The sequence below is a fragment of the Rhizobium acidisoli genome (assembly GCF_002531755.2).
Classification (GTDB): domain Bacteria; phylum Pseudomonadota; class Alphaproteobacteria; order Rhizobiales; family Rhizobiaceae; genus Rhizobium; species Rhizobium acidisoli.
This window is the reverse complement of record NZ_CP034998.1, coordinates 1,497,262-1,521,423: the sequence shown is the minus strand read 5'-3', so window position 1 is coordinate 1,521,423 and position 24,162 is coordinate 1,497,262. Positions and strand designations below refer to the sequence as shown.

Here is a 24,162-nt window from a genome sequence, read left to right as displayed (position 1 = left end):
CCGATCGGGCCCGCCGCTCCTGTTATTTCGTTGAAAACCGATGCTACTTGGAGATCAGGCAGCTTCCGCCCGCCGCGCGATACTGTTCGCAGAGCGCTGCGGCTTCGTCCTTGGAACCGGCCGGAATACGGACACGGTAGAAAGTGCCCTTGCCGGCGATATCGGCCCTGCGGATTTCATGAGCGCGGCCACCAAGCACACCGGCGAATTTCTTCGACAGGTTGGCATAGGATTTGGTCGCTTCGTCCTGCGATGGCAGCGAGGCGATCTGTATGCCGTAGCCGCCGGCGGAGGCAGCCTGCTGCTGCGGCTGTGCGGCGGCGGGTGCTGCAGCAGCGACTTCCGTCGTCTTCGGCTGCTGCGCGGGCTTCGGCTGCTGTGCGGGAGCGCGAACGTTGCCCTTTTCGGTCACCGTGCCGACGACGTTGACGGGCTGATCGGCCGGGCGCGCGATCGGAACCGGAGCGGTATCGGTGACCGCCGTGGTCTTGACCGGGGCGGGATTTGCGGCCGGCGCATCGGCAGCAAGCGGCGGCTTTGCCGGCGCGCTTTCGGCAGGCGTTGCGGAGCGGGCATCGGCTGAAGCAACCTCGGCGTTCGCCGGGAAGCTTGCGGCCGTTCCGGCGACCGGCGGCACGGGTGAAGCCGATTGCGCCGACGGAGCCGTCAAGGCCGGCATCGGCTGAGCGGCTTGTGCAGACTGCGTCGCCGGCACAGAAGGTGTCGCCTGGGCAGCCGGCTGGTCGACGGGTGCTGGTTCCTCGCGGGCGACCAGCGTGCCGTCAGGCTTGACGATCATCGTGCGGACCTTGCGCGGTGAAACCGATGGCGTCTTGTCGGCATCGCTGGCGGCAGCGTTATCGGCGCTGTCCTGGTTCGGCAGCAAACGCGGATCTTCCGTCTCACCGACTGCGGTCGGCGAGACCTGATCACTGGCGTTGGCGTTCTCGTCGTCCTCAGGCAGCGATTCCGGTGTCAGCGTCCGCTGGACGACATCGACCGGTGCCTCATCGGAAGAAACCAGCGCCTTCTGCTTCGGCTCCTCGGCAGAACCGGCAACACGATCGTAGACGGCCTTATCCTGGTTCGGCACGGTCTTGCCGCCGGGATTTTCCGGAACGACCTTGACCGGCTCCTTGTCGGCCGTGATGACGCGCGGTTCGCCGGATGCGACGATGCCGAGCCCCTCGCCGTTCCAGACGGAGGAATAGACACCATAAGCGACACCGGCGAAGACCACGAGCACGACGGCTCCGGCCAGCAGCCGGCGCATCGACCGGGCACGGCTGAAGTCGGCTGCCTGGCTTGCCGATTCGATGCGGACCTCAGAGGTCTCGCGGCGCTCGACCGGCTCGCGCACGCTGCGGCGGAAATCTTCTTCCAGCGCCCGTTCGAAATCATCGAGGCCGTCGGCGATGGTCGGCTTGACCGGCTTTGCCGCGGCGGCAGCGGTATCGCGAACCGGGGCCGGCGTTTCCCGCGGCTTGGCCGGTTCAAAGAAGCTGGCAATCTCCGCGTCGAGATCGAAATCGAAATCCTGTGTTTTCGCGACCGGCGCGGGCTGCTCGACCGGCGGCAGCGCCGGCACGTGCATGTCCTCGACCGTCTCGGGACGTTCCTCCGGATCGGAGATCATCGCCGGATCAAACGGCAGGTCTTCGGTCGAGTCGGCGACAGAAGACCAGTTGACGGCCGGAGCCGGCGTTGGAGCCTGGGGCTCAACGAAGGCCGGAGCAGGCCGCGCAGCGGCGGAAGCCGCCTGCTGGAAAGCGGGATTTTGCGGCTCAGGCGTAAAACCGGTGGCAGATCGGGGCGAGATGGCAGCGGCCGGCTGGGCGGCACGGACCGCCGGCTCCGGCTGCCGCTCGGGCTCAGCCGGCGTCACCTCGGACTCGGAGAAATCGAGATCGGCGAGTTCCAGCTCGATGCCGGCAAGATCCAGCTCGAAATCATGGCCGGCGAAGGGGTCGTCGGCTTCCGGCACAGGCTGCGGCGCCCGCGAATAGGCCATTGCGGCGGGCTGGGGTGCAATAACCTCGGCAGGCTGCGGCGCGACCGGCCTTGCGGCTTCGGCGGCATAGACCGGCGCCGGCTCGACCGGAGCAGGCTGAACGGGGGCTGCGGCGAGCGGCGCTGGCGCGATCACCTGAGGCTGGGCAAATGCGGCGGCCATAGGGGCGACAGCAAGGGCGGCGGCAGCAACCGGCGCAGCCTCGATCGATGCGGCCTGCGGCGAAACGGGCGCCGTATTGGGGCGTTGCGGCACCGGATAACGCGAGACGTCGGCGAGCAGATCGTCCAGATCGAAAGTGCCGGCAGTATGCGGAACTTCAGGCACGACCTCGGTCAGCGCCGCATCGGCCTGGATCTCGCCTTCGACGGCAGCGGCGATGAGATCGAAACCGGCGTCGGACCCGAAATCTTCGAGTTCGTCTTCGATTTCGACGAAGTCGTCGGCCTCGGCAATTTCTTCCGACGCGATCACCTCGTCATGGCGATCGTGCTCGGCGGGGAAGCCAAGCGACGGAGACGCGGATTCGAATTCCTCGGACGGATCGACAGTGACGGCCGGCGCCAATTGCTCGGCGACCGGGGCGGACGGCTCGATCGCGGGCTGCGACTCTGCCGCGGCAAGATCGGCAGACGGCGCTTCAGCCGCTGGCGCTACCGCTTCAGCCACCGGCGCTTCTGCCACCGGCTCTGGCGGAACAACCGTTTCATCACGTTTGGCGGCGTGGAAATTGGCAAGCGGCAGCCTGATGCTGGCGGCCGACCATTGCGGCGCCTTGGCGGGCTGCGGCAGCGAAGAGACCGGAGCAGAGCCGATCGACAGCTCAAGCTCCTCGATCAGGTCGCGTGCGCCGCCGAAGGCCGATTGCACCGGCGCCTCGGAAGCGGGCTCGATGGAAAGCTGCTGCGGCCAGGCCGCCTCGTCGGCGGGCGCATCCCAGTTGCTTGCGGCCGGCGCAGCTTCTTCCTCAACCTCAACGGAGGCGACGGAGACCGGCTCGGCCAAATCAGCTGTCTCGGCGGCGGGAGACACATCGAGAACGGGCTCGATGTAATCTTCCGGCGTGTCGTCATCGGAGATCGGCTCGGCGGGCCGGTCGAGCTCTGCGAGCGGACGCGGCGAATCGTAACGGTCGAACTCGCGCCCCAACTCGTCCTCGAGATCGAGGGCGGGCTCGTGCCGCGCAGTCTCAGTTATCGTGTTTGCTGCAACACGCGGCTCGAAGCCGACGATACGGGCAAGTTCGGCCAACGGATCATCGTCGGCAAACAGGTCATCTTTTCCGCGCGTATCATACGCAAGTTGTTTATCAGCCATGCCTATCCCACTCGCAAACGCCAACTCTGAAATGCCAGCGCATTGTGGGTAAATGGTGACGTTATCGCATTTCGTCCGGTGCGGCAGTGCCTGTAATGGCAAGTCCCGACTTCAAAACCGACGCGACGGCGTACACCAGCCCAAGTCTGGCAATAGTTGATTCTCGGTTTTTATCATTAACAAATCGTAATTCCGGCTGATCTTTACCTTTGTTCCAGTGGGCGTGGAAAGAACTGGCGAGGTCGTAGAGGTAAAAAGCGAGCCGATGCGGCTCCTGCGACTGGGCCGCCGCCTCGACGATCCGCGGGAATTCGGCGAGCTTGGCAACGAGCTGCAATTCGGCCGGATCGCCAATGCCTGCAACGGTTTGCGCAAATTCTTCGGGGGAGACATCGAGGTCGCCGAAAGCCTCCCTCGCCTGCCGGAAGACCGACATGCAGCGGGCATGCGCATATTGCACGTAAAAGACCGGATTATCTTTCGACTGTTCCGTCACTTTGGCGAAATCGAAGTCGAGCGGCTCGGAATTCTTGCGGTAAAGCATCATGAACCGGACCGAATCACTGCCGACTTCCTCGACGACGTCCCGAAGCGTGACGAAATCGCCCGAGCGTTTCGACATCTTCACCGGCTCGCCATTGCGATAGAGCTTGACGAGCTGGCAGAGCAGCACCGTCAGCTTCGCCTTACCATCCGAAACACCACGTGCAACCGCTTCCAGGCGCTTGACGTAGCCGCCATGGTCGGCGCCGAGCACATAGATCATCTCGTCGAAACCGCGATCGAACTTGTTCTTGAAATAGGCGACGTCGGCAGCGAAATAGGTGTAGGAGCCGTCCGACTTGATCAGCGGCCTGTCCATATCGTCGCCCACTTCGGTCGAGCGGAACAGCGTCTGTTCACGGTCTTCCCAATCCTCGGGCAGCTGCCCCTTCGGCGGCGGCAAGGTGCCCTTGTAGACATAGCCCTTGAAGGTCAGGTCGTTGATCGCCGTGCGGATCGCGGCCGCGCCATTGGCATGCAGGGTACGCTCGGAGAAGAAGATATCGTGATGGACGTTCAGCGACGCCAGGTCTTCGCGGATCATCACCATCATCGCATCGATGGTGCGGTCCTTGACGATCGGCATCCATTGATCTTCCGGCATGTTGTGCAACCGCACGCCATAGTCGGCGGCAAGCGACTGTCCCACAGGCACGAGATAGTCGCCCGGATAGAGACCCGAGGGAATTTCGCCGATCTTTTCGCCGAGCGCTTCGCGATAACGCAGGAAGACGGAACGGGCGAGCACGTCGATCTGCGAGCCGGCATCGTTGATGTAATATTCCTTCTCAACGCCGTAGCCGGCAAAGGCGAGCAGGTTGGCGAGCGCGTCGCCGACGACGGCGCCGCGGCAATGGCCGACATGCATCGGCCCGGTCGGATTGGCCGAGACATATTCGACGTTGACCTTCCGGCCCTCACCGAGCGTCGAGCGGCCGTAATCGGTGCCGGCGCCGATCATCGCGGCGAGCAGCCGCTGCCAGTAGCCAACAGAGAGACGGATATTGATGAAACCGGGACCGGCGACCGAAACATCGGCAACGTCGGCATCCTCCCGGAGCTTGGCGATGATGATGTCGGCCAGCGCGCGGGGATTGGTTCCGAGCGGTTTTGCCAGCACCATCGCGGCATTGGTCGCAACGTCGCCGTGGCTCGCGTCACGCGGCGGCTCGACGGCAATGCGGCCGAAATCGAGCTCAGATCGCTTTTCCCTGACCAGATCGATCTGTTCAAGGGCGGTTTTGATCCTGGCTTCGAAGTCGGTAAAAAGGTTCATCGCACTCTTCCATGCATAGGCTGTGCCAAAGGCCCAAATCGGCCCTTGGCGGGGCGACCGCTGCCTATCGCAAATCCGGAGTGTGGTCAAACAATCGCCTGTGGGCGCTGATCGCATAGGTGTCGGTCATGCCGGCCAGATAATCGCCGACGTGGCGGGCCTTCGGCGCATCGGCGAGGCCGGCGATATGATCGACCCAGTAATGGCTTTGCATCTCCTTGGGATTGGCCATGTAGGCGGCAAAGAGATCGGTGACGATCTGGGCGGCACCGGCGCGGATGCGCATGATATCGGGATTGCGGTAGATGCGTTTGAAGAGCATCGCCTTGATCTGGCTATCGGTTTCGGCCATTCGACTTGAGAACGTGGCGATGACCCGGTCGGCAGCGCGGATGTCGGCGGCGCTCTCGGGGCGCAGCAGCGAAAGGCGCTCCTGCGCGACGGCGATCACGTCTTCGACCATGCGGGTGATCTGCCGCCGCATGATCTCATGGGTGAAGCGGCTCGGCTCCAGATGCGGGTATCGCGCCCTCACCTCGGCCATCAGCCCGGCAAGGAACGGGATTTCCTCCAGCATGTCGAAAGTCAGGTAGCCGGAGCGCAGGCCGTCGTCGATATCGTGGGTGTTGTAGGCGATGTCGTCGGCAATCGCCGCGACCTGGGCCTCGAGGCTGGCATAGGTCGCAAGCTCGAGATCGTGCAGTTCGCAATAATCGAGGATCGGCTGTGGAACCGGGCCGCGTGTGCCCACGCCATCCGGCGTCAACAGCGGACCATTGTGCTTGACCAGGCCTTCGAGGCTTTCCCATGTCAGGTTGATGCCGTCGAATTCGGCATAACGCCGCTCCAGCTTGGTCACGATGCGCAGCGATTGGGCATTGTGGTCGAAGCCGCCATAGGGCAGCAGCACCTCGTGCAGCGCGTCCTCGCCGGTGTGACCGAACGGCGTGTGGCCGAAATCGTGCACCAGGGCCACGCCCTCGGCCAGATCCTCGTCAAGCTTCAGGGCGCGGGCAAGCGCGCGGGCGATCTGCGCCACCTCGATCGTATGCGTCAGCCGGGTGCGGTAGTGATCGCCGTCTTGAGCGATGAAGACCTGGGTCTTGTGCTTCAGCCGGCGGAAGGCGGTGGTATGGACGATGCGGTCGCGGTCGCGCTGGAAATCGGAGCGCGTCGGACTGCCGTCCTCCCGATAGAGCCGCCCGCGGCTCGTCCAGGGGTCTGCCGCAAAGACCGCCCTGTCACTGCTGCCGAAACCTAAAGCACGCGTATCGATCGTCATTCTTCACCGTCATCCTGCATGTTGCCGCATCTGCCCATTGACGCCGCTTTGCGCTCTTCATACCTATAGCCCGAAGAAACGGCAAAGAGGCGCTTTCTCAACCCCCTCGGTGCATCATGGCCTTTTTCCGAGGATCATGATAAGTTTGTTTGATATCAGGCATTTGAACATTCAAGTGCCAAAACCCATTCTCTCCGGATCTTGACCCCGGCAGGAGGAAATATGACGGATACGAGTGTAACCCTTTCAGATGCCGCCGCAAAGCGTATCGCTGCGATCGTCGGCGCCGAGGCCGGCAAGAGCGCGCTGCGCGTCTCCGTCGAAGGCGGCGGCTGTTCGGGCTTTTCCTACAAGTTCGATCTTGCCGACAGCGCCGGCGATGACGACGTGGTCGTCGAGAAGAACGACGCCAAGGTGCTGATCGACAGCCTTTCGCTGGTCTACATGGCGGGTTCGGAGATCGACTTCGTCGACAATCTGCTCGGTCAATCCTTCCAGATCAAGAACCCGAACGCAGTGGCAAGCTGCGGCTGCGGCACCAGCTTCTCGATCTGAATATCTGAACATAGAGCGTTGTCCCCATCGAACCGGCCGAAGTTTACTTCCGGCCGGTTTATCGGCTTGTTCGCCGGTGAAAGACCGCGATAAAAGAAGCGCACGAAGCTAAACAGGACAGAGAGATGAAGATCGCGACCTGGAACATCAACGGCGTCAAGGCGCGCATCGACAATCTCACGCAATGGCTCAAGGATTCAGATCCGGATATCGTCTGCCTGCAGGAGATCAAGACGGTCGACGAAGGTTTTCCCAGGCTGGAGATCGAGGCGCTCGGCTATCACGTCGAAACACACGGCCAGAAGGGCTTCAATGGTGTGGCGATCCTCTCCAAGACTTCGCCTTCGGAAGTGAACCGCGGCCTGCCCGGCGATCCGCTGGACGAACAGTCGCGTTTCCTCGAAGCCGTGTTCACGCTGCCCGACACACGCATCCTGCGTGTCTGCTGCATCTACCTGCCGAACGGCAATCCTGTCGACACGGAGAAATATCCCTACAAGCTCGCCTGGATGGAGCGCCTGCGGAGCTTTGCCGCCGAGCGGCTGGCCTATGAGGAGATGCTGGTGCTTGCCGGCGATTACAATGTCATCCCGGAACCGCACGACTGCTTCGATCCCAAGGTCTGGGAAAGTGATGCGCTGTTTCTGCCGCAGACGCGGGAGGCGTTCCGCCGGCTCGAAAATCTCGGGCTGACGGATGCTGTGCGCGCGACGACGGATGCGACGCAGTTCTATTCCTTCTGGGACTACCAGGCCGGCGCCTGGCCGAAGAACAACGGCATCCGCATCGACCATCTGCTGCTGTCGCCTGAGGCCGCCGACCGGATGACGTCGGCTGCGATCGAAAAACATGTGCGGGCTTGGGAGAAACCGTCCGACCACGTGCCTGTGATCGCCTATTTCGATTTCGCAGCCTGAGTTTATTGCCGCTTTAAAGCGCGTCGCGATGCATGTCGTTTATCCCGGAACCGCTGCACACTTCCGGGCGACATGCATTAGTCGTCGGAGCCACTGGCGATGCTGTGCGAGAGGGACATCGCCGTGCGGCGGTCGGCCTCGTTGGCAACCGAGAAGGCCTGCTCCTGCAACGCTTCCATCCAGCCGCAATCCTTGGGCTTGCAGCGGTCGAGTGCGGCCGTCATCATCGCCAGGCCGCGGGCCGACTGGCCTTCGTCGAAAAGAATATTGCCGAAGACCGCCATGGCGCCGGGATGACCGCTCTTGCGGGCCTGGTTCAGCCATTTCTTCGCCTGCTGCGGGCTGGCATTGCCGCCCTCGCCGGCCAGCATCATCTGCGCCAGCTGGAACTGCGCCTCGGGGACGCCAAAGGTTGAGGCCACCTGAAAATAAAGCTGGCGTGCCTGGGTGAGGTCGATCCGGACCGGACTGCCTGATATGCCGTGTTTGTAATAATTGGCGAGCGAGAGCAGCGCGTTGACGAAGAAGCCGGTATCTTCCGAGCCGGGCTCGACGCCCTGTTGGGCGATCTCGCTGTAAATCTTGAAGGCTTCGAAATCATCCTGCGTCACGCCGTCGCCATCGGCATACATGTTGGCAAGCGCCCAGCGCGAGCCGGTATGGCCCTTTTCGGCAGCGTATTTATAGGCTTCGACCGCCTCTTCCTTCTGTCCGTTCTTATAGGCTTTGAAGCCGAACTTGAAGAGATCGAAGGGGCCGGATTCCTTGCTGACGCCCGCCTTGATGTCGAATGCGCGGACCGGGCCGGACAGCGACAGCGCTACGGCCATAGACATGCCCATCAGCATGAATTTGAACAGTTTGAACTCGGACGTCACCATTTCAACCGATTTCTTTCGCTCATCGCAGGCAGGAGGCAGCGGCGCTCGCGCCGTGCATTCCGCGGATGTATTTCGTCGAGGCGAGCGATCCCGCGGCGAGCTCCATGGCTCCTTTGCCCGCGTCGCATCCAGCCCAGTGGCCTTCTCTCGAAGGCCGAATTCTCAGCGCATCATTCAGAACCACCCGGCTCCCGGCATGGCCCGACTGCAATCTCCGTGGCACTCTTTCGGCAGGCGCGGCATCCGCCTTCCTGCCTTCACCATATTCGTAAATGGCAAATGTGACGAAAGCGGTATCGACATCTCCGGCAAAGCCGAGCCGCGCATCCGAGCGGGCCGAAAACGGCGACAACGAACGGCTCAACGGCGCCGCCGCGAGGCCGGATTGGCGGCCGGAACAGCCCTGTCCAGAAAGCGAATCGACCACAATCAAACGATTGCCGCCAATCGTTTCGCGCGATCTGGTGTTACCGGAAAAAAATCGACCCATGCTACTATTTACACGCACCGTAAGCCTGCCCATCTCCTCGCCTGCCAATAGCGCTGCGCTCTCTTTGTGGCGGGAAATGGACAATTTCACCCCGCTGCCACCTTACGCCAATCGTCGTAAAAAAGTGTTGCGGAATCGTCACAAAACGGGATCAGAAAATGGCATGATTAACGGCCGTCAATAAAGAAGAGCCCGGCGATGCCGGGCTCCTCAATTCTTCAGATCGGGGAATTAGAACTTGATCTTTAGGCTCGTCGACAGTGCCGCGACCAGATCGTTGCCAAACGAATAGGAGACATCGTCGCCATAGGTCTGGCCATTATACTCGAAGGTGCCGGACGAACCGCTCGTCAATACGCCAACGGCCCCGGCAAAACGCCATTCGATATGTTCGGTCGGCGTATAGGCGGCGCCGAGACCGAGAGTCCAGCTGTCGGTCTGTGCGCCATAACCCTGACTGGTGCCGCGGTCCCACGTGACGCTGACTGCGCCGGCCCACTGATCGTTGAACTTGTGGCCCACGCCGCCGGAGATGGTCCACCCGTCACGATAGAGAAGGTCGAGCGAAGTGAGTTCCGTAGCGCCGCCCGCTGTGCAGGCGGCCACGCCCTTCGTCGACGTCGGGCAGAAGGGCACGGACTGCAGAACACTCCAGTTCGTCCACTTGACCGATCCGAAGGCAAGCCAATCCGGAGCGATGCCGCTTTGCAGCTTCATCTCCAGCGAATCCGGCGCTTCGGCGGAGCCGAAGACGTTGGTGATTTTGCCGCCATATATCGGCACGATTGGAACCTGACGGAGATCAACAGTCCCGGTCAGGTTGTCGTACTTGACGCGGCTGTTATAGACGAGGCTCGCACGCATCGCATATTCCGGAATCTCGTAGGCCACGCCGGCGCGCCAGCCCCAGCCGCTGTCTTCGAGATCGAGGCGGCCAACGCCGGTGCCGGTGCCGAGCAAAACCGGAAGCGTTGAAACCAGACGCTCTTTGAAACCTTCAACTTCCTGATAGAAAGCGCCGCCAATGAAGCGAAGCTGTCCGGGACCCATATCAAAACGATAGGAGCAAGTGCCGCCGTAGTTGCGGGTTTTGATTTCCGTCTCGATGTTGTTGTTGGCGCCAGCCCAGTTCGAACCCGGGTCGGTATGCCCGCCGAAGGGTACGGAATAGTCGACAAGGCAGTCGACTGCATCGGCGAAACCGGCCTTAAAGCCGATGTAAGGAATGGTGTAATTTGAGGTGTCGTCGGCACTGTTCGGGCGGGTATTGAGATTGCCACCCCCCGTTAAGACGGAGGTGTTCGTGTCACGGACGTCCTTCAGCCTGCGCTGCGGCGTGACATAGGTAACGCCCGACTGAAACGAGAAAGGCGACGTATCGAACAGCTGATCGATATTGTAGCCGCCGCGCTCCAGGCCGCCGGCGAAGGCCGGCGATGCAAGCGACGAAAGAAGAACGAGCGACGTTACGCCCTTGGAAAACCTACGCGATGCCATTGTGTCTCCCCCACTCCAGCAATTGATGTGACGCCACTCTAGTAAGTGTTCGCTCGACATGGCAACGCGCCCCACGGCGGCATTCCCAGGCATTACATTGGCCAACTTACGTAAAGAAATTGACGGACACGTCAAAAAATCTGGTTAATAAAATTTTATTCCAGAGTTGCCGGCTTTCAGATGGGGTTTTGGGTTTTCATTCCACACATTGTGGAAGCTGTATCAATCCGACAACAGTGACAGTTTTCGCCCGCGGGAGGCGCTTGGAGCCACAATCCACAGGCTCGGCGCCTGAAATCAGCCGCTTTCAAGACCGAATCACGCGCGCCCAAAACGACAGAAAGACGCGCCCCTCGCGGAGCGCGTCTTTGAAATAACTTACCAAAACGGGCGATGAAACTTATCCGGCTTCGCTCACCCTGGCGAGTGCGGTCTTCAGGCTGGCGATCTGCCCCTTCAATTCCTCGAGGCGCTCGCGCTCAGCCTCGACAACCTCGGGATTGGCATTGGCGACGAACTTCTCGTTGGAGAGCTTACCGTCGATGCGCGAGATCTCTCCTTCCATTTTGCCGATAGCCTTTTCAAGCCGAGCCTTTTCAGCGGAAAGGTCGATCAGATTGCCGAGCGGCAGGCAGATGGTGGCCTCGTCGACGACGATCTGAGCGGCGCCCTTCGGCGCATCGGCGGCCAGCGATATCGCCTCGACACGCGCAAGCCGCTTGATGGCGGCGTCATGGCGGAACAGCCTTTCGCGCGTCAGGTTGTTGGCCTTGACGACGACCAGCGGAGCGGTGGCCGACGGCGGCACGTTCATCTCAGCGCGCACCGAGCGGATGCCGGAGACGAGGTCGATCAGCCAGTTGATCTCGTCGGCGGCCCCGTTATCGGCATAGGAGGGTGAAGGCCATTCGGCGTGGCAGACCAGCGTATCGCGCTCTTTGCCCTCGCCGGCCGTATGCGCCCAGAGCTCTTCGGTCATGAAGGGCATGAAGGGATGCAGCAGCTTGTAGATCTCTTCGAGGATGTAGGCGCTGCAGGCCTGAGCCTCGGCCTTGGCGCCCTCGTCCTCGCCGTTGAAGACCGGCTTCAAAAGCTCGAGATACCAGTCGCAGACCTGGTTCCAGACAAAGCGGTAGAGCGCGCCGGCGGCATCGTTGAAGCGAAAGGCTTCGAGTGCTTCCGTAACGTCACGTTCCGTACGGGCAAGCTCCGTCAGGATCCAGCGGTTGATCGTGAGTTCAGCCGCCTCAGGCACGAAATGCGGATCGCTCTTGGCCCCGTTCATCTCAGCGAAACGCGTGGCGTTCCAGAGCTTGGTGCCGAAATTGCGGTAGCCGGCGATGCGGGCCGGATCGAGCTTTACGTCACGGCCCTGCGCCGCCATGATTGCCAGGGTGAAACGCAGCGCATCGGCGCCGTATTCGTCGATCAGTTCCAGGGGATCGATGACGTTGCCCTTGGACTTCGACATCTTCTGCCCATTCTTGTCGCGCACCAGCGCGTGAATGTAGATCGTGTGGAAGGGTTCGACGGGATCGCCGTTCTCGTCCTTCATGAAATGCAGGCCCATCTGCATCATGCGGACGACCCAGAACGGGATGATATCGAAACCGGTGACCAGAACACTCGTCGGATAATAGCGCGCGAGTTCCGGCGTCTGGTCGGGCCAGCCGAGCGTCGAGAAGGGCCAGAGCGCGGAGGAGAACCAAGTGTCGAGCACGTCCTCGTCCCGCGTCAGGATCTCGCCCGGCTCGAAGTTTTCGAGCAGGTCCTCGACATAGGCCTTCATCGGCCCCTCATGCGAGAGGTAGTGCTGGATCGCCGCCTGCAGCGCCTCTTCCTCGGTCTTTTCGACGAAGACCTGACCGTCCGGGCCATACCAGGCGGGAATCTGATGTCCCCACCAGAGCTGGCGGGAAATGCACCACGGCTCGATGTTCTCCAGCCAGTTGAAATAGGTGTTTTCCCAGTTCCTGGGAATGAACCTGGTTTTTCCCTCGCGAACGGATTCCAGCGCGGGCTGGCCCAATGTCTTGTTATCAACAAACCATTGTTCGGTCAGCCGCGGCTCGATCGGAACGCCGCCGCGGTCGCCGTGCGGAACCATATTCTTGTGCGGCTCGATCTTGTCGAGAAGGCCAGCCTCTTCGAAAATCTCGACGATGATCTTGCGCGCATAGAAACGGTCCTGCCCTTCCAGGCGGTCCCATGCGCCATGCAGCGCGGCCGGATTGTCGAGACCTTCGAGGAAATCCTCGTTGTCCTTGATGGCAATCGTGGCATCGACGTTCATGACGTTGATGGCCCGCAGCTTCGCGCGCTTGCCGACCTCGAAGTCGTTGAAATCATGCGCAGGCGTGATCTTCACTGCGCCGGTGCCGGCCGTCGGGTCGGCATAGGAATCGGCGACGATCGGAATCTTGCGGCCGACGATCGGCAGAATGACATGTTTGCCGACGATCGGTTTGTAACGCTCGTCTTCGGGGTTCACGGCAACACCGGTATCGCCCAGCATCGTCTCGGGCCGCGTCGTCGCGACGACGATATAGTCGCGCGTCTCGAATTCGGTCGGCTTACCCTCCTCATCGAAGGCGATCGGATATTGATAGGTGACGCCCGGCTCGAGCGGATAGCGCAGATGCCAGAGATGGCCCTTCATCTCGTGCTGCTCGACTTCCATGTCGGAGATAGCAGTCAGCAGTTTGGGGTCCCAATTGACGAGGCGCTTGTCCTTGTAGATCAGGCCTTCCTTGTAGAGCGTGACGAAAACCTCGAGAACCGCCTGCGACAGCCCCTCGTCCATGGTGAAGCGTTCGCGCGACCAGTCGCATGAGGCGCCCAGGCGCTTCAGCTGGTTGAAGATCAGGCCACCCGATTCAGCCTTCCATTCCCAGATCTTGTCGATGAAGGCTTCACGGCCCATTTCGCGGCGGCCGGGCAGTTGCTGTTCCATCAGCTTGCGCTCGACGACCATCTGCGTGGCGATGCCGGCATGGTCCATGCCCGGCTGCCAGAGCACATCCTTGCCGCGCATACGCTCGAAGCGCACCATGATGTCCTGCAGCGTGTTATTCAGCGCATGGCCCATGTGCAGCGAACCGGTGACATTCGGCGGCGGGATCACGATGGTGAAGGTCTCGGCCCCGGGCTTGGCGTTCGCGCCGGCGCGGAAAGCGTCCTCCTCATCCCATTTCGCGGCGATTTTGGGTTCGACGGCAGCAGAATCATAGGTCTTGTCGAGCATTTTCTGACCAATTTCGAGGTTCGAGGATGGCGTTTGTAAATAGGATGGGCACGGGCAAGTCAATAAAAAAGCCGCCCCGGAGACCGGAGCGGCTTTTCAGGAAAAAGCAATCCGATCAGCGGCGCGGGCCGCGCGCCACGCGCTCGATTTCCTCGCGCACCAGCCGCTCGACCAGCGTCGGCAGATTATCATCAAGCCATTCGCGCAGCATCGGGCGCAGCATATCCTCGGCGATCTCGTCTAGCGAGCGGCGCTCCGCACCGTCGATGGCGGCGGCAAGCTCCTCGAAGGAGCGGCTGATCTGCAGGCCGGCGTTCTCCGAAAGCAGGGTCGGCTGAACCTCATCCACAAGGCTCGGCAGGAAAGCTTCGGCCGAGGACTGAGCGGATTCCAAAGGCGGCAACGTCGTTTCGACCGCGGCGGCGGGTTCGGCGACTGGAGGCGCCGATGCGGTGACTTGGACCCGCGGTGCTTCCGCAAATACCGGCTCGGCTGGCTGCTCGATCGCAGCCTGGGGAACCGGCGCTACGGTCGCCGGGGGGAAAACAGGCTGCGTCGGCTGCGGCTGCGGTGCAGCCGCGCGCGGCGGCTCCGGCATGATGGCCGGCTGCGGTTCAGGCTGACGGAAGCCGCTCGGAATTTCACGCAATGCCTGACCGGCCTGTACGGCGCTACGCTCGGAAGCGGCGCGCACGCGGGCGGCGACATCGGCAAGCGACAGGGCGCGGGCCGGCACTTCAGCTTCGGGGGCGGTGCCGGCCGAGTTGGCGGCGACGAAACGCGGATCGGAGGAGCGCATGGCCGGTTCGGGGAACTCCACGCCGGCATAGGTGTCATCCACCGTTAGATGGATTTCGGAACCGTTCTCATCCTCATCGGCGCCGTAAACCGGCGGCAGAGATGCGGAAATCGCTTTGCCGGCGCCCGGCTCATTGCTTTCGATGATCTGGCGGATGGAGGCCAGAATTTCTTCCATGGACGGTTCACGCGCTACACTTGGCTGAGCCATTTCTATCCCCGTTATCCAAAAACAACGACCGGACGATGTGGAGCGGTCATCCGAATCACCGCGACCTTAGAATACCTCAGACGTGAAAAAAATCATCGCGAATCAAATGAATGCGGCCATGCACAGTTTTGTTACCCGATGTTTGCGACCGGGCAGCCTCAGGATAAATTATGTTTGTGAAGGCTTTCCGGCGATGCGTAGATTCAAACTGTTGCAGCGTCCTGTGGGCGCCGGAGAAGACGCGGCTGCGCTTCAATAAAAACGGGCGCCAGTGGCGCCCGTTGCTGGTCCATCGGCAAACGGCGTCAGAAAACGAATTCGCGCGCCTTGGCGAAACCCGGCAGCGGCTTGACAGAGGCATTGAAGAAGACGTTCTCCGAAACGGCACCGCGCTCGGCGACGAACACCTTGGCGCGGGCGGCATTGCCGTAACCTTCGACTGTGATCAGACGACCGCCATCGCGCAACTGAGCGAGAAGGGCTGCGGGCACCTCCTCGACAGAGCCGTTGACAAAAATCAGATCATAGGGAGCGCCGGCAGCATAGCCCTTTTCGAGCGGTCCGGTGACCACCTCTACCTTGGCGTAGCCGGCGAGCTGGGTCTTCGCCTCGGCGGCCAGTGCCTCGTCGCATTCAAGCGCGATGACGGAGCCGGCAATGATCGACAGCAGCGCCGATGTGTAACCAGTGCCGCTACCGACTTCGAGGACGAAATCATCCTTGGTGATTGCGGCCAGTTGCAGCAGCTTGGCGAGCGGCGATGCCTCCATCAGGAAGCGCGCCGGCTTTCCGGGTGCGGCGGCCGATATCTCGACATCGTTGTCGATGTAAGCCAGAAGCTTCGACTTCTCCGGCACGAATGCCTCACGCGGGACCGTGAGAAACGCCGTCAGCACGGAATGCGAGGTAACGTCCGTCGTGCGGACCTGGGTGTCGACCATCTTTGCGCGCGCTGCTTCGAAATCCATCATGTCCTCTCGCTCTTGAAAGCGGTTCCTGTCTTTCGTCTCTTAATCCCCGCCACCGATGCTTTCAAGGCTTGGCAGCCGCCGGCGAAAAGAATCCGGCAGGCGCTTCTTCCGCGCAACAGAGGCAATGAGGCCCTGCACGCAAACGTGGAATTCCCTTCCCCTTCATGTTATGATTTTCAGCGGAGGAAATAGGAGGAGCAGGCCATGTCTGCGATTTTCGAATATCTGACGCTGTTCGATTTTTTCATCGTCGCAGCGCTCATCGGCATCTTCTGCTGCGGGCTGCTGGACGGCGAAACGACCTTGAAGTGATAGAGGTGCCGAGGCGCTCTGAGATACCGCCATGGCGTCTTGCCGCAATTTATGCCGGCGAATTTGGCATGGAAATCTAGTCAGCACCCGTGCCAATCCGCGGTAGAGAAATGACGTGTTGAGCAGCCGCAGAATGGCGTTTTTCCGAAATGCCCCCTTGCGATTTCCTTACGATCATTCTAAACGCTCGCCACGGCTCTGATAACGAGCCCGTGAGGCCTCGTGGCGGAGTGGTGACGCAGAGGACTGCAAATCCTTGTACCCCGGTTCAATTCCGGGCGAGGCCTCCAATATTTCTCCCACACGACATAGTCTGCCTGAAATGCGGCTCGTTCAGCGATGCGGTAGTGATTGCATTTGAAGCAAATTGTCAGCTTGACGATCGTTTTGCAGGCCTCATATTGCCACCGGGAGGGTGATAGGAGCTGCAATGGATTGGGCTGCCCTCAAATCGAAGCACGTGCATGCGGCCTATGATGCCGACAGCCGTGACCTTCATGTAAAATTCCCGGGTTCTCCACCGGTGAAACATGCGGACATTCCGCCGCACGTCTACCAGAACCTGCTGGAAACGAGCGATCCGCACTTCTACTACAAATATTATGTTGCGCCTTCCCGCGTCTCATCGGCCCGCCGACATCAACTCTCCCTTTCCTACGCGCTGAAGCTCGCCCTCCTCCTTGCCGTCTCCAGCCTGCTGATGGTGACCAGCCTCGATCAGCGACCTAACGGCGTTTTCGAGGAAAGCGAACTCAGAGCCAACTAGACGTCGGCGATGCACACGGCTGAACGGTGATAGAGGCTACGGCCACGCGGTTGGTATGGCCGTCGACATTGTCGCTTCTGTTCTGGTTGCGATAGCGGCGATCGTCTCGGCCGCGATCGTTATTGCCGTCACGCTCGTTCCGGCCGTTGAAATTGCGATAGTTGCGCGGCCCGTTATAGCTGCCGCCCTGGCCGGGATCGACCATGCAGCCCTCGGGACGGCGGCAGATGCCGCGAGCGTCAAAACCCCGGCTGTCGACGGCCTGGGCTTGGGCGGGAACGCCTGAGAGAATCGTCGCCGCCGACAGGGCGACAACAAAAAATGCCTTCATGTCCTCACCTGACCATTTTGACGCGTTCTCGCATTTTACAATCCATAAACCACGGAGGCGAGAATCCTTTCGCTGTTCCGTGACCGCTCCCCGGCTGCTCTCAGCCAGCCGGCTTCCGCCGCCTGTGCCACCAGACCGCCAGCCGCCGCCGAAGCCGGCGCGCGACAGGCAGATCATGCGAGAGCACAAGGAAGCCGAGCGGCAGCATCCAGAAGCCCAGGATCGGCAGGAAGCCCAGGAACCCGCATAGAATGAGGGCGATGCCGATCGCCATCCGCGCGATGCGGGAGCGCGGCATGCCGATGCTGAAGGAGCCGAGCATAAGCCTGCCGCTTGCATGATCGATGCCGAAGCGCCCTGCCCGCTTCCTAGGCTTTTCGCCGCCTCTCGTGTCTTCGCGCTCATTCCGGTTCGTCATTCCCCAGAGATGGGCACAGACAACCCAAATACAAGTTCATTTCATTTTTTTGAAAAAACCGCTTGGCAAATCGGGCAAGCATTTGTATTAGCCCACTCACACCGCGCCAAGCAGTGATCCCTGGTAGCTCAGCGGTAGAGCATTCGACTGTTAATCGACAGGTCGCCGGTTCGAATCCGGCCCGGGGAGCCATTTTCAAGTTAATCGCCCGTTTCGTTGAGAAATCCGAAGACAGGCGTTTTCTTTTCACTTTTAGCTCTAAATCAGCATACCCTAATCCTTGCGAAAATTCACAAGGCGCATAAATTCAATCCATCGGATAGCTTTTGCTGGTGACCACGGATGTACTGGCACCGCGCTGATGCAATCAAAGAAGGTCGGCGCGAGCAATCGCCCCGACCTTTTTCTTTGTTCAGGCGCCGGAAACAAGACGCCCGCCGAGTTGGTAGCTCGACGGGCTGCTGTGGTGGTGAGGTCAGATCGCCGGCTTCAAGGGGCCGGAGCACTGCCGACTAAAAATTGAAATACACGGTCACAGCTGATCGACGACGATAGGGGTAATCGTCGCGATAGCCGTAATAATCACGATAGCCGTAGTGCCGAGGACGATAGCACGAGCCGTAATACCGGCAGTCGCGGTAAGCGTACCGGCTTTTCTTCCAGTGGCCATACGCATGTCCATTACCGTGGCGACGGTCCTTGACCTGCTCGACGTCGGCGGTGTGCATTGCTACCGGTTTCGGCACGAAATTCGGCATGGCGTTTAGCGGCAGCGCGAAACATGCAGCCAAGACTGTGGCTGCGACTACGGGAAAAAGCTTTTTCATCGGCGCATCCTTTCAGGCCCCGAGTCTGGGTTAATACGCATTAACCTGGCGTGAACGGCTCTCCCCTGTGGAATTTCCAGAACGTCGCCAGCCGTCGCGCACCAGTGTCGGAAGGAGTGGTGATCGCGCCGGCCATCGGTGTTGGAGGAGCGGAGGTCACGTCAATGTGGCGCGGATTGCGCGACTCGAAAACAGCGGCGGCGCTTCACGTGCGGTAGCCAAAGAACCACCAAAGGTGTAGAGCCCATCGGCATGGCCCTAGACCCGCTCAAAGCACTCTCCGACTATTGCGAAGCCGATTGCACCGTGCAGTTCTGGATCGCCGGCGCGCCCGCAGTTGAATTCAAATCTCTACAGGCAGCTGTGAGTTACGCTAGAAATAATGGCGGTCGATGGCAGGAGATCGAAATCACGGTGCATTTGCCCCGCGAGGATATCGTCTACGCAACCGATAAGGTGCACCAGTTGATCGATGCCTTGCCCCGCGGCCAGTGACATTGTTGGAATCGACCCAAAGATCCAGGTCGCAAGAGAACAGCGCCGCGGTCGTGTCCACCCGCAGGGGCGCCGGCGTTTATCGAAGTTGATTACTCCGGGGCTGAGTCGTCCGGGCGTTCGCCTTTAACGAAAGCAACAAGCGACGAACCGGCCATCTTTGCGTTCCCGATTTGATGGTATAGAGACTGCGGCAGGACGCGACCGCCATTAACTTAAGAATGGGGTCGGGCGGCAGATTGACGTCACGTCGCTGCCACGAGATCACGTGGCCGTTCTCTCTTGATCATTGGAGTGTGGGAACCGCGCTCGCACTCCCTTTCGAACAATACTATCGCCACCAGCTGCCGCTCTTAGCGGACGAGAGCCGAGCGCTTCTAATAGCTGCACGAACGGCCGTCGCCGGGTCGGAAGCCATCGGCGCAGGCCGGGTTCAAGGAATCTCCCGGCTGATATCCCGATGCCGAGCCATATGAATTCGGCGCTGTCGAGCAGGCCGAAGTGATAAAGGCAAGACTGATTGCTCCGGCCGCGACAAATGCCCGAAATCTGTTCATCGATGCTTCTCCGATTTACGCTGTGACGCAGCCATGAGTTTCTGCCTTTGGGAGTAACGGGAGAATTTCCCCAGCTTGAACCCAAGATATAGGTGCGCTCCCCGGTTGGCGTTAGCGCGAGCGCCCTAGATTTCGTCAATCTTTATAATCTGCGTCTGAAGATCGTCGATGATCAAGCGGCCGGGAACAAACACCGCGGTTAAAAGTTGAGTGGCATCAACAACGTAACGTCAGCTTTGACAGGAGGTCTCTCATGGGTCGCGGTATTCTACTTTGGCTGCTCGGTGTTCCACTGCCTATCATCATCCTTCTTGCTCTGTTTATGCGATAGGAACAGATCATGTCGGTTTCAATGACAGGTTCCGGAGAGGTTGCCACTCCGGTCGAATCCTCTAAATCGGCCATGACATGGGGGCCTATCTTCGGGGGTGCGGCCGCGGCCATTGGCGTCACCCTCATTCTTCTGCTGCTTGGATCCGGGCTCGGGCTGACGATGGTGTCGCCCTGGTCGGGGCAAAGCAGTTCGCTCGGGACACTCGGCGTGACGGCGGCAATCTGGCTCGTTCTCGTGCAATGGCTCTCTTCGGCGCTCGGAGGCTATATTACCGGCCGGCTGCGGACGAAATGGGCGGCTGTTCACACGGACGAGGTTTTCTTCCGTGACACGGCGCATGGTTTCCTAAGCTGGGCTCTGGCGACCGTCTTCGTCGCCGGGTTTCTCGCATCATCGCTGACCTCGCTGGCCGGCGCGGGTGCACAAGCCGTGGGCTCGGCCGTGGGATCGACTGCCACGGCCGCCGGCACGGCAGCAGCGTCGTCGGCAACCTCGCCGGTGGATCTTTCCACTTCCTATTTTACCGACGCATTGCTGCGCCCTGACCAGGCTCGCGCCGCGGCGACGTCCAATGATGCCGCGGCAACATCCGAGGTGTCCCGCATCCTCCTCAACGGCGCTGCCCAGGGCCAGATTCCCGATGACGACAAGGCCTATCTTGCCACCATCGTATCGTCCCGAACCGGTCTTTCCGAAGCCGATGCACGCACCCGCGTCGATACGGTGCTGAAGCGGATCGACGACGCCAAGGTCGCCGCCCAGAAAGCTGCCGATGAGGCACGCAAGGCGGCCTCCACGACGGCCCTGCTCGGCTCGCTCTCGCTTCTGATCGGGGCTTTCATCGCCTCTGCTGCCGCAGCGTTTGGCGGATCGCAACGCGACGAAGAGGAAGATCTCATCGTTGCACGCCGGCTCTGAAAACCGGCTAAAAACGGGGGCGCGGGGTCGAAAGGCCCCGCGCCCTGTTTTATGCAGTCTTGTTGAAACGCAGCCCTTCGCCAGGTTGCAGTTTATTTCGCGGCGAGCGGAACATGTCGCCATTTTTGAGCTTCGGTTAGGTCACACCCTTTCCGGAGAAGATAGATGGCCAAGAAGACGAAGACCTCGCCCTCGGACAACGCGACGATTCATGATCAGAAGCTGCACCGCGGTGCAGGCGGTGAGCTACATCAGTTTGCCGAGGACGGCATGCCGGTGCTGACCACAGCACAAGGCGGCCCCGTTTCCGACGATCAGAATACGCTCCGTCTCGGCGCCCGCGGCCCCGCCGTCATCGATGACTTCCATTTTCGCGAGAAGATCTTTCATTTCGACCACGAGCGCATCCCCGAGCGGGTCGTGCATGCGCGGGGTTACGGCGCCCATGGCTATTTCGAAACATATGAATCGCTGGCCGCCTATACCCGGGCTGATCTTTTCCAGCGGCCCGGCGAAAAGACACCGGCCTTCGTCCGGTTTTCGACAGTCGCCGGCAGCAAAGGATCGTTTGATCTGGCGCGCGACGTGCGCGGTTTCGCGGTGAAGCTCTACACCCAGCAGGGTAATTGGGATCTGGTCGGCAATAATATTCCCGTCTTCTTCATTCAGGACGCGATCAAATTTCCCGACGTCGTCCATTCCGTAAAGCCGGAACCCGACAGGCAATTTCCACAGGCGCAGTCGGCGCATGACAATTTCTGGGACTTCATCTCCCTCACCCCGGAAAGCATGCATATGATCATGTGGGTCATGTCGGACCGCGCCATCCCGCGCTCCTTCCGTTTCATGGAGGGGTTCGGCGTTCACACCTTCCGTTTCGTCAACGCGGCCGATGAATCGACCTTCGTCAAATTTCATTGGAAACCGAAACTCGGCCTGCAGTCCGTCGCATGGAACGAAGCGGTCAAGATCAACGGTGCGGATCCGGACTTCCATCGTCGCGACCTCTGGCAGTCGATCCAGTCAGGAAACTTCCCGGAATGGGAACTTTGTGTGCAGCTTTTCGATCAGGACTTCGCCGACACGTTCGACTTCGACATCCTCGATCCGACGAAGATCATTCCCGAGGAGATCCTGCCGGTCAAACCGGTCGGCCGTCTGGTGCTCGACCGAATGCCCGAAAACTTTTTCGCCGAGACCGAGCAGGTCGCCTTCATGACGCAGAACGTTCCGCCCGGCATCGACTTCAGCAACGACCCGCTTCTGCAGGGACGGAACTTCTCCTATCTCGACACGCAACTGAAACGTCTGGGCGGCCCGAATTTCACCCATCTGCCGATCAACGCTCCGAAATGTCCCTTCCACAATTTCCAGCAGGATGGCCACATGGCGATGCGCAATCCTGTCGGCCGGGTCAATTACCAGCCGAATTCCTGGAATCAGGGACCGCGAGAATCGCCGGTTCAGGGCTATCGTCACTTCCCGGCCGAGGAACAGGGCGCCAAGGTCCGGTTGCGGCCGGAAAGCTTTGCCGATCATTACAGCCAGGCCAGGCAGTTCTTCATCAGCCAGACTCCGCCGGAGCAACGCCATATCGCAGCAGCACTGATCTTCGAATTGAGCAAAGTCGAAACACCGGTCATTCGCGAGCGCATGGTCTCGCATCTCATGAACATCGATGAGACTTTGGCCAGTAAGGTCGGCCACGCACTCGGCTTCAAATCGATGCCGAAGCCTGCCGATGCCGCCATGCCGACGCGCCAGGATCTCGAGCCGTCGCCGGCGCTCAGCATTATCGAGCGCGGTCCGAAGCGGTTCGAAGGACGCAAGCTCGGTATTCTTGTCACCGACGGCAGCGACGCCGCGATCTTCAAGGCGCTGCTTGCCGAGATCACCGAGCAGAAAGCAACATTCGAAGTGATCGCGCCAAAGATCGGCGGCGTGACGCTCTCGGACGGCAATTGGATCGAGGCGCATCAGATGATCGACGGCGGACCTTCGGTGCTTTACGACGCCGTCGCGCTGCTGCCCTCGCCCGCGGGAAGCAGCGATCTGCTAAAAGAGGCAACGGCCCGTGATTTCGTGTCGGATGCCTTCGTGCACTGCAAGTTCATCGGCTATGTGGAAACAGCGCTGCCCCTCATGCAGAAGGCCGGAATTGCCGATTCCCTGGATGAGGGCGTGCTTGCGCTTAGAGCGGCCGGGGATGTCGCGGCCTTTGTCAAAGCGCTTGGCAAACTGCGTGTCTGGGGCCGCGAACCGTCGGTCAAACTGAATTGAACTTAGGGTGGCCATGAGAACGGCTCGTCGTCTAAAACCCGCGGAAACGCGGGTTTTAAACTGTTCGCAGCACGTGATGTATTGAGCCTGGATGATGGAAACATTTGCTCCATCCTTCGTTTATGCGCTATGCGCTGGCGTTTTCGACAGATTTCCGACTTGGCCGTCTTATGGGCAGGGCATCGCGCGGTCCCTGTCACGCTGGTCGCGTTGGTCGCCCTATGGGCGGCGGCGGGCCTCAGTTTTTCTTTCCCACGGCAATGGTTTCTGCTGACCAACATGATGGGGACGCTCATCATATTTTTTATTCTTCTGCTGGTGCAGCACTCCCAAAATCGGGACATGGTGGCGCTCCAAACCAAGCTCGACGAACTGATCCGATCAAGCAAGGCCGGAAATCACTGGATTGCGGCTGAGAAGAAAGAGGCCGAGGCCATCGAGGAAATGCGGCAGCAACATCACGACCAGATGCCAGAGACGATGAACTGAAACGAGTCGCATTGAGGCGATATGCATCAGGTGGAGGCTGCCTCCGCGGCAGATTTCTCATCCGCTTTTTCCTCGACACATTCGGCTTGCGCGGCAAGCGTCTTGCTCATTTCCCTGAGTTCACCCTCGTCCAACTTCTCGATGCCGACGAACTTGTTGGCGGCCTGGCTCGTCAGGATGAGTTCGTCGAGCTTGGCCTGAACCGCTTTGCCGTCGCGGTTCTGGCTGTTCTGCAATACAAAGACCATCAGGAAGGTGATAATGGTCGTGGTCGTATTGATCACCAACTGCCAGGTTTCAGAATAGCCGAAAAAGGGACCGGACACCGCCCAGGCAATCACGAGCGTCAGAGCCGCGACAAAGGTGAACGGCTTTCCCGAGAAATCGGCGACGACGGTCGCAAAGGAAGAGAAGAAGTTGGGTTTGTTCGACATCTGAAAAG

Annotated in this window: 21 protein-coding genes and 2 tRNA genes; 9 read left to right on the top strand and 14 right to left on the bottom strand. The window is 60.4% G+C overall.

Translation table 11 applies throughout. The features are described from left to right. Positions 1–43: 43 nt before the first annotated feature. The 3 genes from CO657_RS07555 to CO657_RS07545 all read right to left on the bottom strand — a co-directional run bounded on the left by CO657_RS07555 (position 44) and on the right by CO657_RS07545 (position 6,429). Entirely contained in the window at positions 44–3,328 is a 3,285-nt protein-coding gene (locus tag CO657_RS07555) for an SPOR domain-containing protein (RefSeq protein ID WP_054183245.1), read from the bottom strand. Between the two features lie 61 nt (positions 3,329–3,389). After that, positions 3,390–5,147 (bottom strand): arginine--tRNA ligase, encoded by a 1,758-nt coding sequence (gene argS / locus CO657_RS07550; protein WP_003586960.1) that lies wholly within the window; start codon positions 5,145–5,147, stop codon positions 3,390–3,392. 64 nt (positions 5,148–5,211) lie between these two features. Continuing rightward, entirely contained in the window at positions 5,212–6,429 is a 1,218-nt protein-coding gene (locus CO657_RS07545; protein ID WP_054183246.1) for a deoxyguanosinetriphosphate triphosphohydrolase, read from the bottom strand. Between the two features lie 222 nt (positions 6,430–6,651). Here CO657_RS07545 and erpA point away from each other — a divergent pair, with 222 nt between their 5' ends. After that, positions 6,652–6,984: an iron-sulfur cluster insertion protein ErpA gene (gene erpA, locus CO657_RS07540; RefSeq protein ID WP_012557478.1), complete on the top strand. Its 333-nt coding sequence runs from the start codon at positions 6,652–6,654 to the stop codon at positions 6,982–6,984. A gap of 125 nt (positions 6,985–7,109) precedes the next feature. Further along, complete coding sequence (gene xth, locus CO657_RS07535) at positions 7,110–7,901, top strand: exodeoxyribonuclease III (protein ID WP_054183247.1); 792 nt, start codon at positions 7,110–7,112, stop codon at positions 7,899–7,901. Positions 7,902–7,978: 77 nt separating this feature from the next. On the opposite strand, the gene exoR is transcribed toward xth, so the two are convergent. The 6 genes from exoR to CO657_RS07505 form a co-directional block, all read right to left on the bottom strand. Continuing rightward, a complete protein-coding gene (gene exoR, locus CO657_RS07530) occupies positions 7,979–8,782 on the bottom strand; it encodes an exopolysaccharide production regulator ExoR (protein WP_054183248.1) in 804 nt (267 codons plus the stop codon). A 19-nt stretch (positions 8,783–8,801) separates the two neighbouring features. Then, entirely contained in the window at positions 8,802–9,362 is a 561-nt protein-coding gene (locus CO657_RS07525) for a hypothetical protein (protein ID WP_245292970.1), read from the bottom strand. A gap of 141 nt (positions 9,363–9,503) precedes the next feature. After that, entirely contained in the window at positions 9,504–10,769 is a 1,266-nt protein-coding gene (locus CO657_RS07520) for an OmpP1/FadL family transporter (protein WP_054183250.1), read from the bottom strand. A gap of 400 nt (positions 10,770–11,169) precedes the next feature. Further along, positions 11,170–14,013 carry a valine--tRNA ligase gene (locus CO657_RS07515; protein ID WP_054183251.1) on the bottom strand — a complete coding sequence of 948 codons (2,844 nt, stop codon included), beginning with the start codon at positions 14,011–14,013 and terminating at the stop codon, positions 11,170–11,172. A gap of 115 nt (positions 14,014–14,128) precedes the next feature. Then, on the bottom strand, positions 14,129–15,022 hold the full coding sequence (locus CO657_RS07510; RefSeq protein WP_054183252.1) for a DUF2497 domain-containing protein: 894 nt from the start codon (positions 15,020–15,022) through the stop codon (positions 14,129–14,131). Between the two features lie 305 nt (positions 15,023–15,327). Continuing rightward, positions 15,328–15,993, bottom strand: a complete 666-nt coding sequence (locus CO657_RS07505) for a protein-L-isoaspartate O-methyltransferase family protein (protein WP_184696561.1) — start codon at positions 15,991–15,993, stop codon at positions 15,328–15,330. Positions 15,994–16,521: 528 nt separating this feature from the next. On the opposite strand from CO657_RS07505, the gene CO657_RS07500 reads away from it, so the two are divergent. Continuing rightward, positions 16,522–16,595 (top strand) — tRNA-Cys (locus CO657_RS07500). A gap of 140 nt (positions 16,596–16,735) precedes the next feature. Continuing rightward, a complete protein-coding gene (locus tag CO657_RS07495; RefSeq protein WP_054183254.1) occupies positions 16,736–17,071 on the top strand; it encodes a KTSC domain-containing protein in 336 nt (111 codons plus the stop codon). Here the strand turns inward: CO657_RS07495 and CO657_RS07490 are convergent. Both CO657_RS07490 and CO657_RS07485 read right to left on the bottom strand, forming a co-directional pair. Beyond that, positions 17,058–17,402 (bottom strand): hypothetical protein, encoded by a 345-nt coding sequence (locus CO657_RS07490; protein WP_054183255.1) that lies wholly within the window; start codon positions 17,400–17,402, stop codon positions 17,058–17,060. The two genes, CO657_RS07495 and CO657_RS07490, sit on opposite strands and share 14 nt — an antisense overlap. A 100-nt stretch (positions 17,403–17,502) precedes the next feature. After that, the gene (locus CO657_RS07485) at positions 17,503–17,820 is read right to left on the bottom strand and encodes a hypothetical protein (protein ID WP_054183256.1); all 318 of its coding nucleotides are present in this window, start codon (positions 17,818–17,820) and stop codon (positions 17,503–17,505) included. Between the two features lie 117 nt (positions 17,821–17,937). Between CO657_RS07485 and CO657_RS07480 the strand changes: the two genes are divergently transcribed. After that, a tRNA-Asn gene (locus CO657_RS07480) sits at positions 17,938–18,012 on the top strand. A 320-nt stretch (positions 18,013–18,332) separates the two neighbouring features. Here CO657_RS07480 and CO657_RS07475 read toward each other — a convergent pair. Next, positions 18,333–18,647 (bottom strand): hypothetical protein, encoded by a 315-nt coding sequence (locus CO657_RS07475; protein ID WP_082366280.1) that lies wholly within the window; start codon positions 18,645–18,647, stop codon positions 18,333–18,335. A 252-nt stretch (positions 18,648–18,899) separates the two neighbouring features. Between CO657_RS07475 and CO657_RS07470 the strand changes: the two genes are divergently transcribed. Continuing rightward, positions 18,900–19,142, top strand: a complete 243-nt coding sequence (locus CO657_RS07470; protein WP_003586985.1) for a hypothetical protein — start codon at positions 18,900–18,902, stop codon at positions 19,140–19,142. Between the two features lie 377 nt (positions 19,143–19,519). On the opposite strand, the gene CO657_RS37225 is transcribed toward CO657_RS07470, so the two are convergent. Beyond that, positions 19,520–19,699 (bottom strand): hypothetical protein, encoded by a 180-nt coding sequence (locus CO657_RS37225; RefSeq protein WP_003586986.1) that lies wholly within the window; start codon positions 19,697–19,699, stop codon positions 19,520–19,522. Between the two features lie 340 nt (positions 19,700–20,039). Between CO657_RS37225 and CO657_RS07460 the strand changes: the two genes are divergently transcribed. The 3 genes from CO657_RS07460 to CO657_RS07450 all read left to right on the top strand — a co-directional run bounded on the left by CO657_RS07460 (position 20,040) and on the right by CO657_RS07450 (position 23,720). Continuing rightward, complete coding sequence (locus tag CO657_RS07460; protein ID WP_054183257.1) at positions 20,040–20,951, top strand: hypothetical protein; 912 nt, start codon at positions 20,040–20,042, stop codon at positions 20,949–20,951. Between the two features lie 165 nt (positions 20,952–21,116). Next, positions 21,117–23,231 (top strand): catalase, encoded by a 2,115-nt coding sequence (gene katE / locus CO657_RS07455; protein ID WP_054183258.1) that lies wholly within the window; start codon positions 21,117–21,119, stop codon positions 23,229–23,231. A 129-nt stretch (positions 23,232–23,360) separates the two neighbouring features. Continuing rightward, positions 23,361–23,720 carry a low affinity iron permease family protein gene (locus CO657_RS07450; protein ID WP_003586989.1) on the top strand — a complete coding sequence of 120 codons (360 nt, stop codon included), beginning with the start codon at positions 23,361–23,363 and terminating at the stop codon, positions 23,718–23,720. Between the two features lie 26 nt (positions 23,721–23,746). Here CO657_RS07450 and CO657_RS07445 read toward each other — a convergent pair whose 3' ends face one another. After that, positions 23,747–24,154, bottom strand: coding sequence for a low affinity iron permease family protein (locus tag CO657_RS07445; protein WP_003586990.1), 408 nt, complete (start codon positions 24,152–24,154; stop codon positions 23,747–23,749). Between the last annotated feature and the right edge of the window lie 8 nt (positions 24,155–24,162).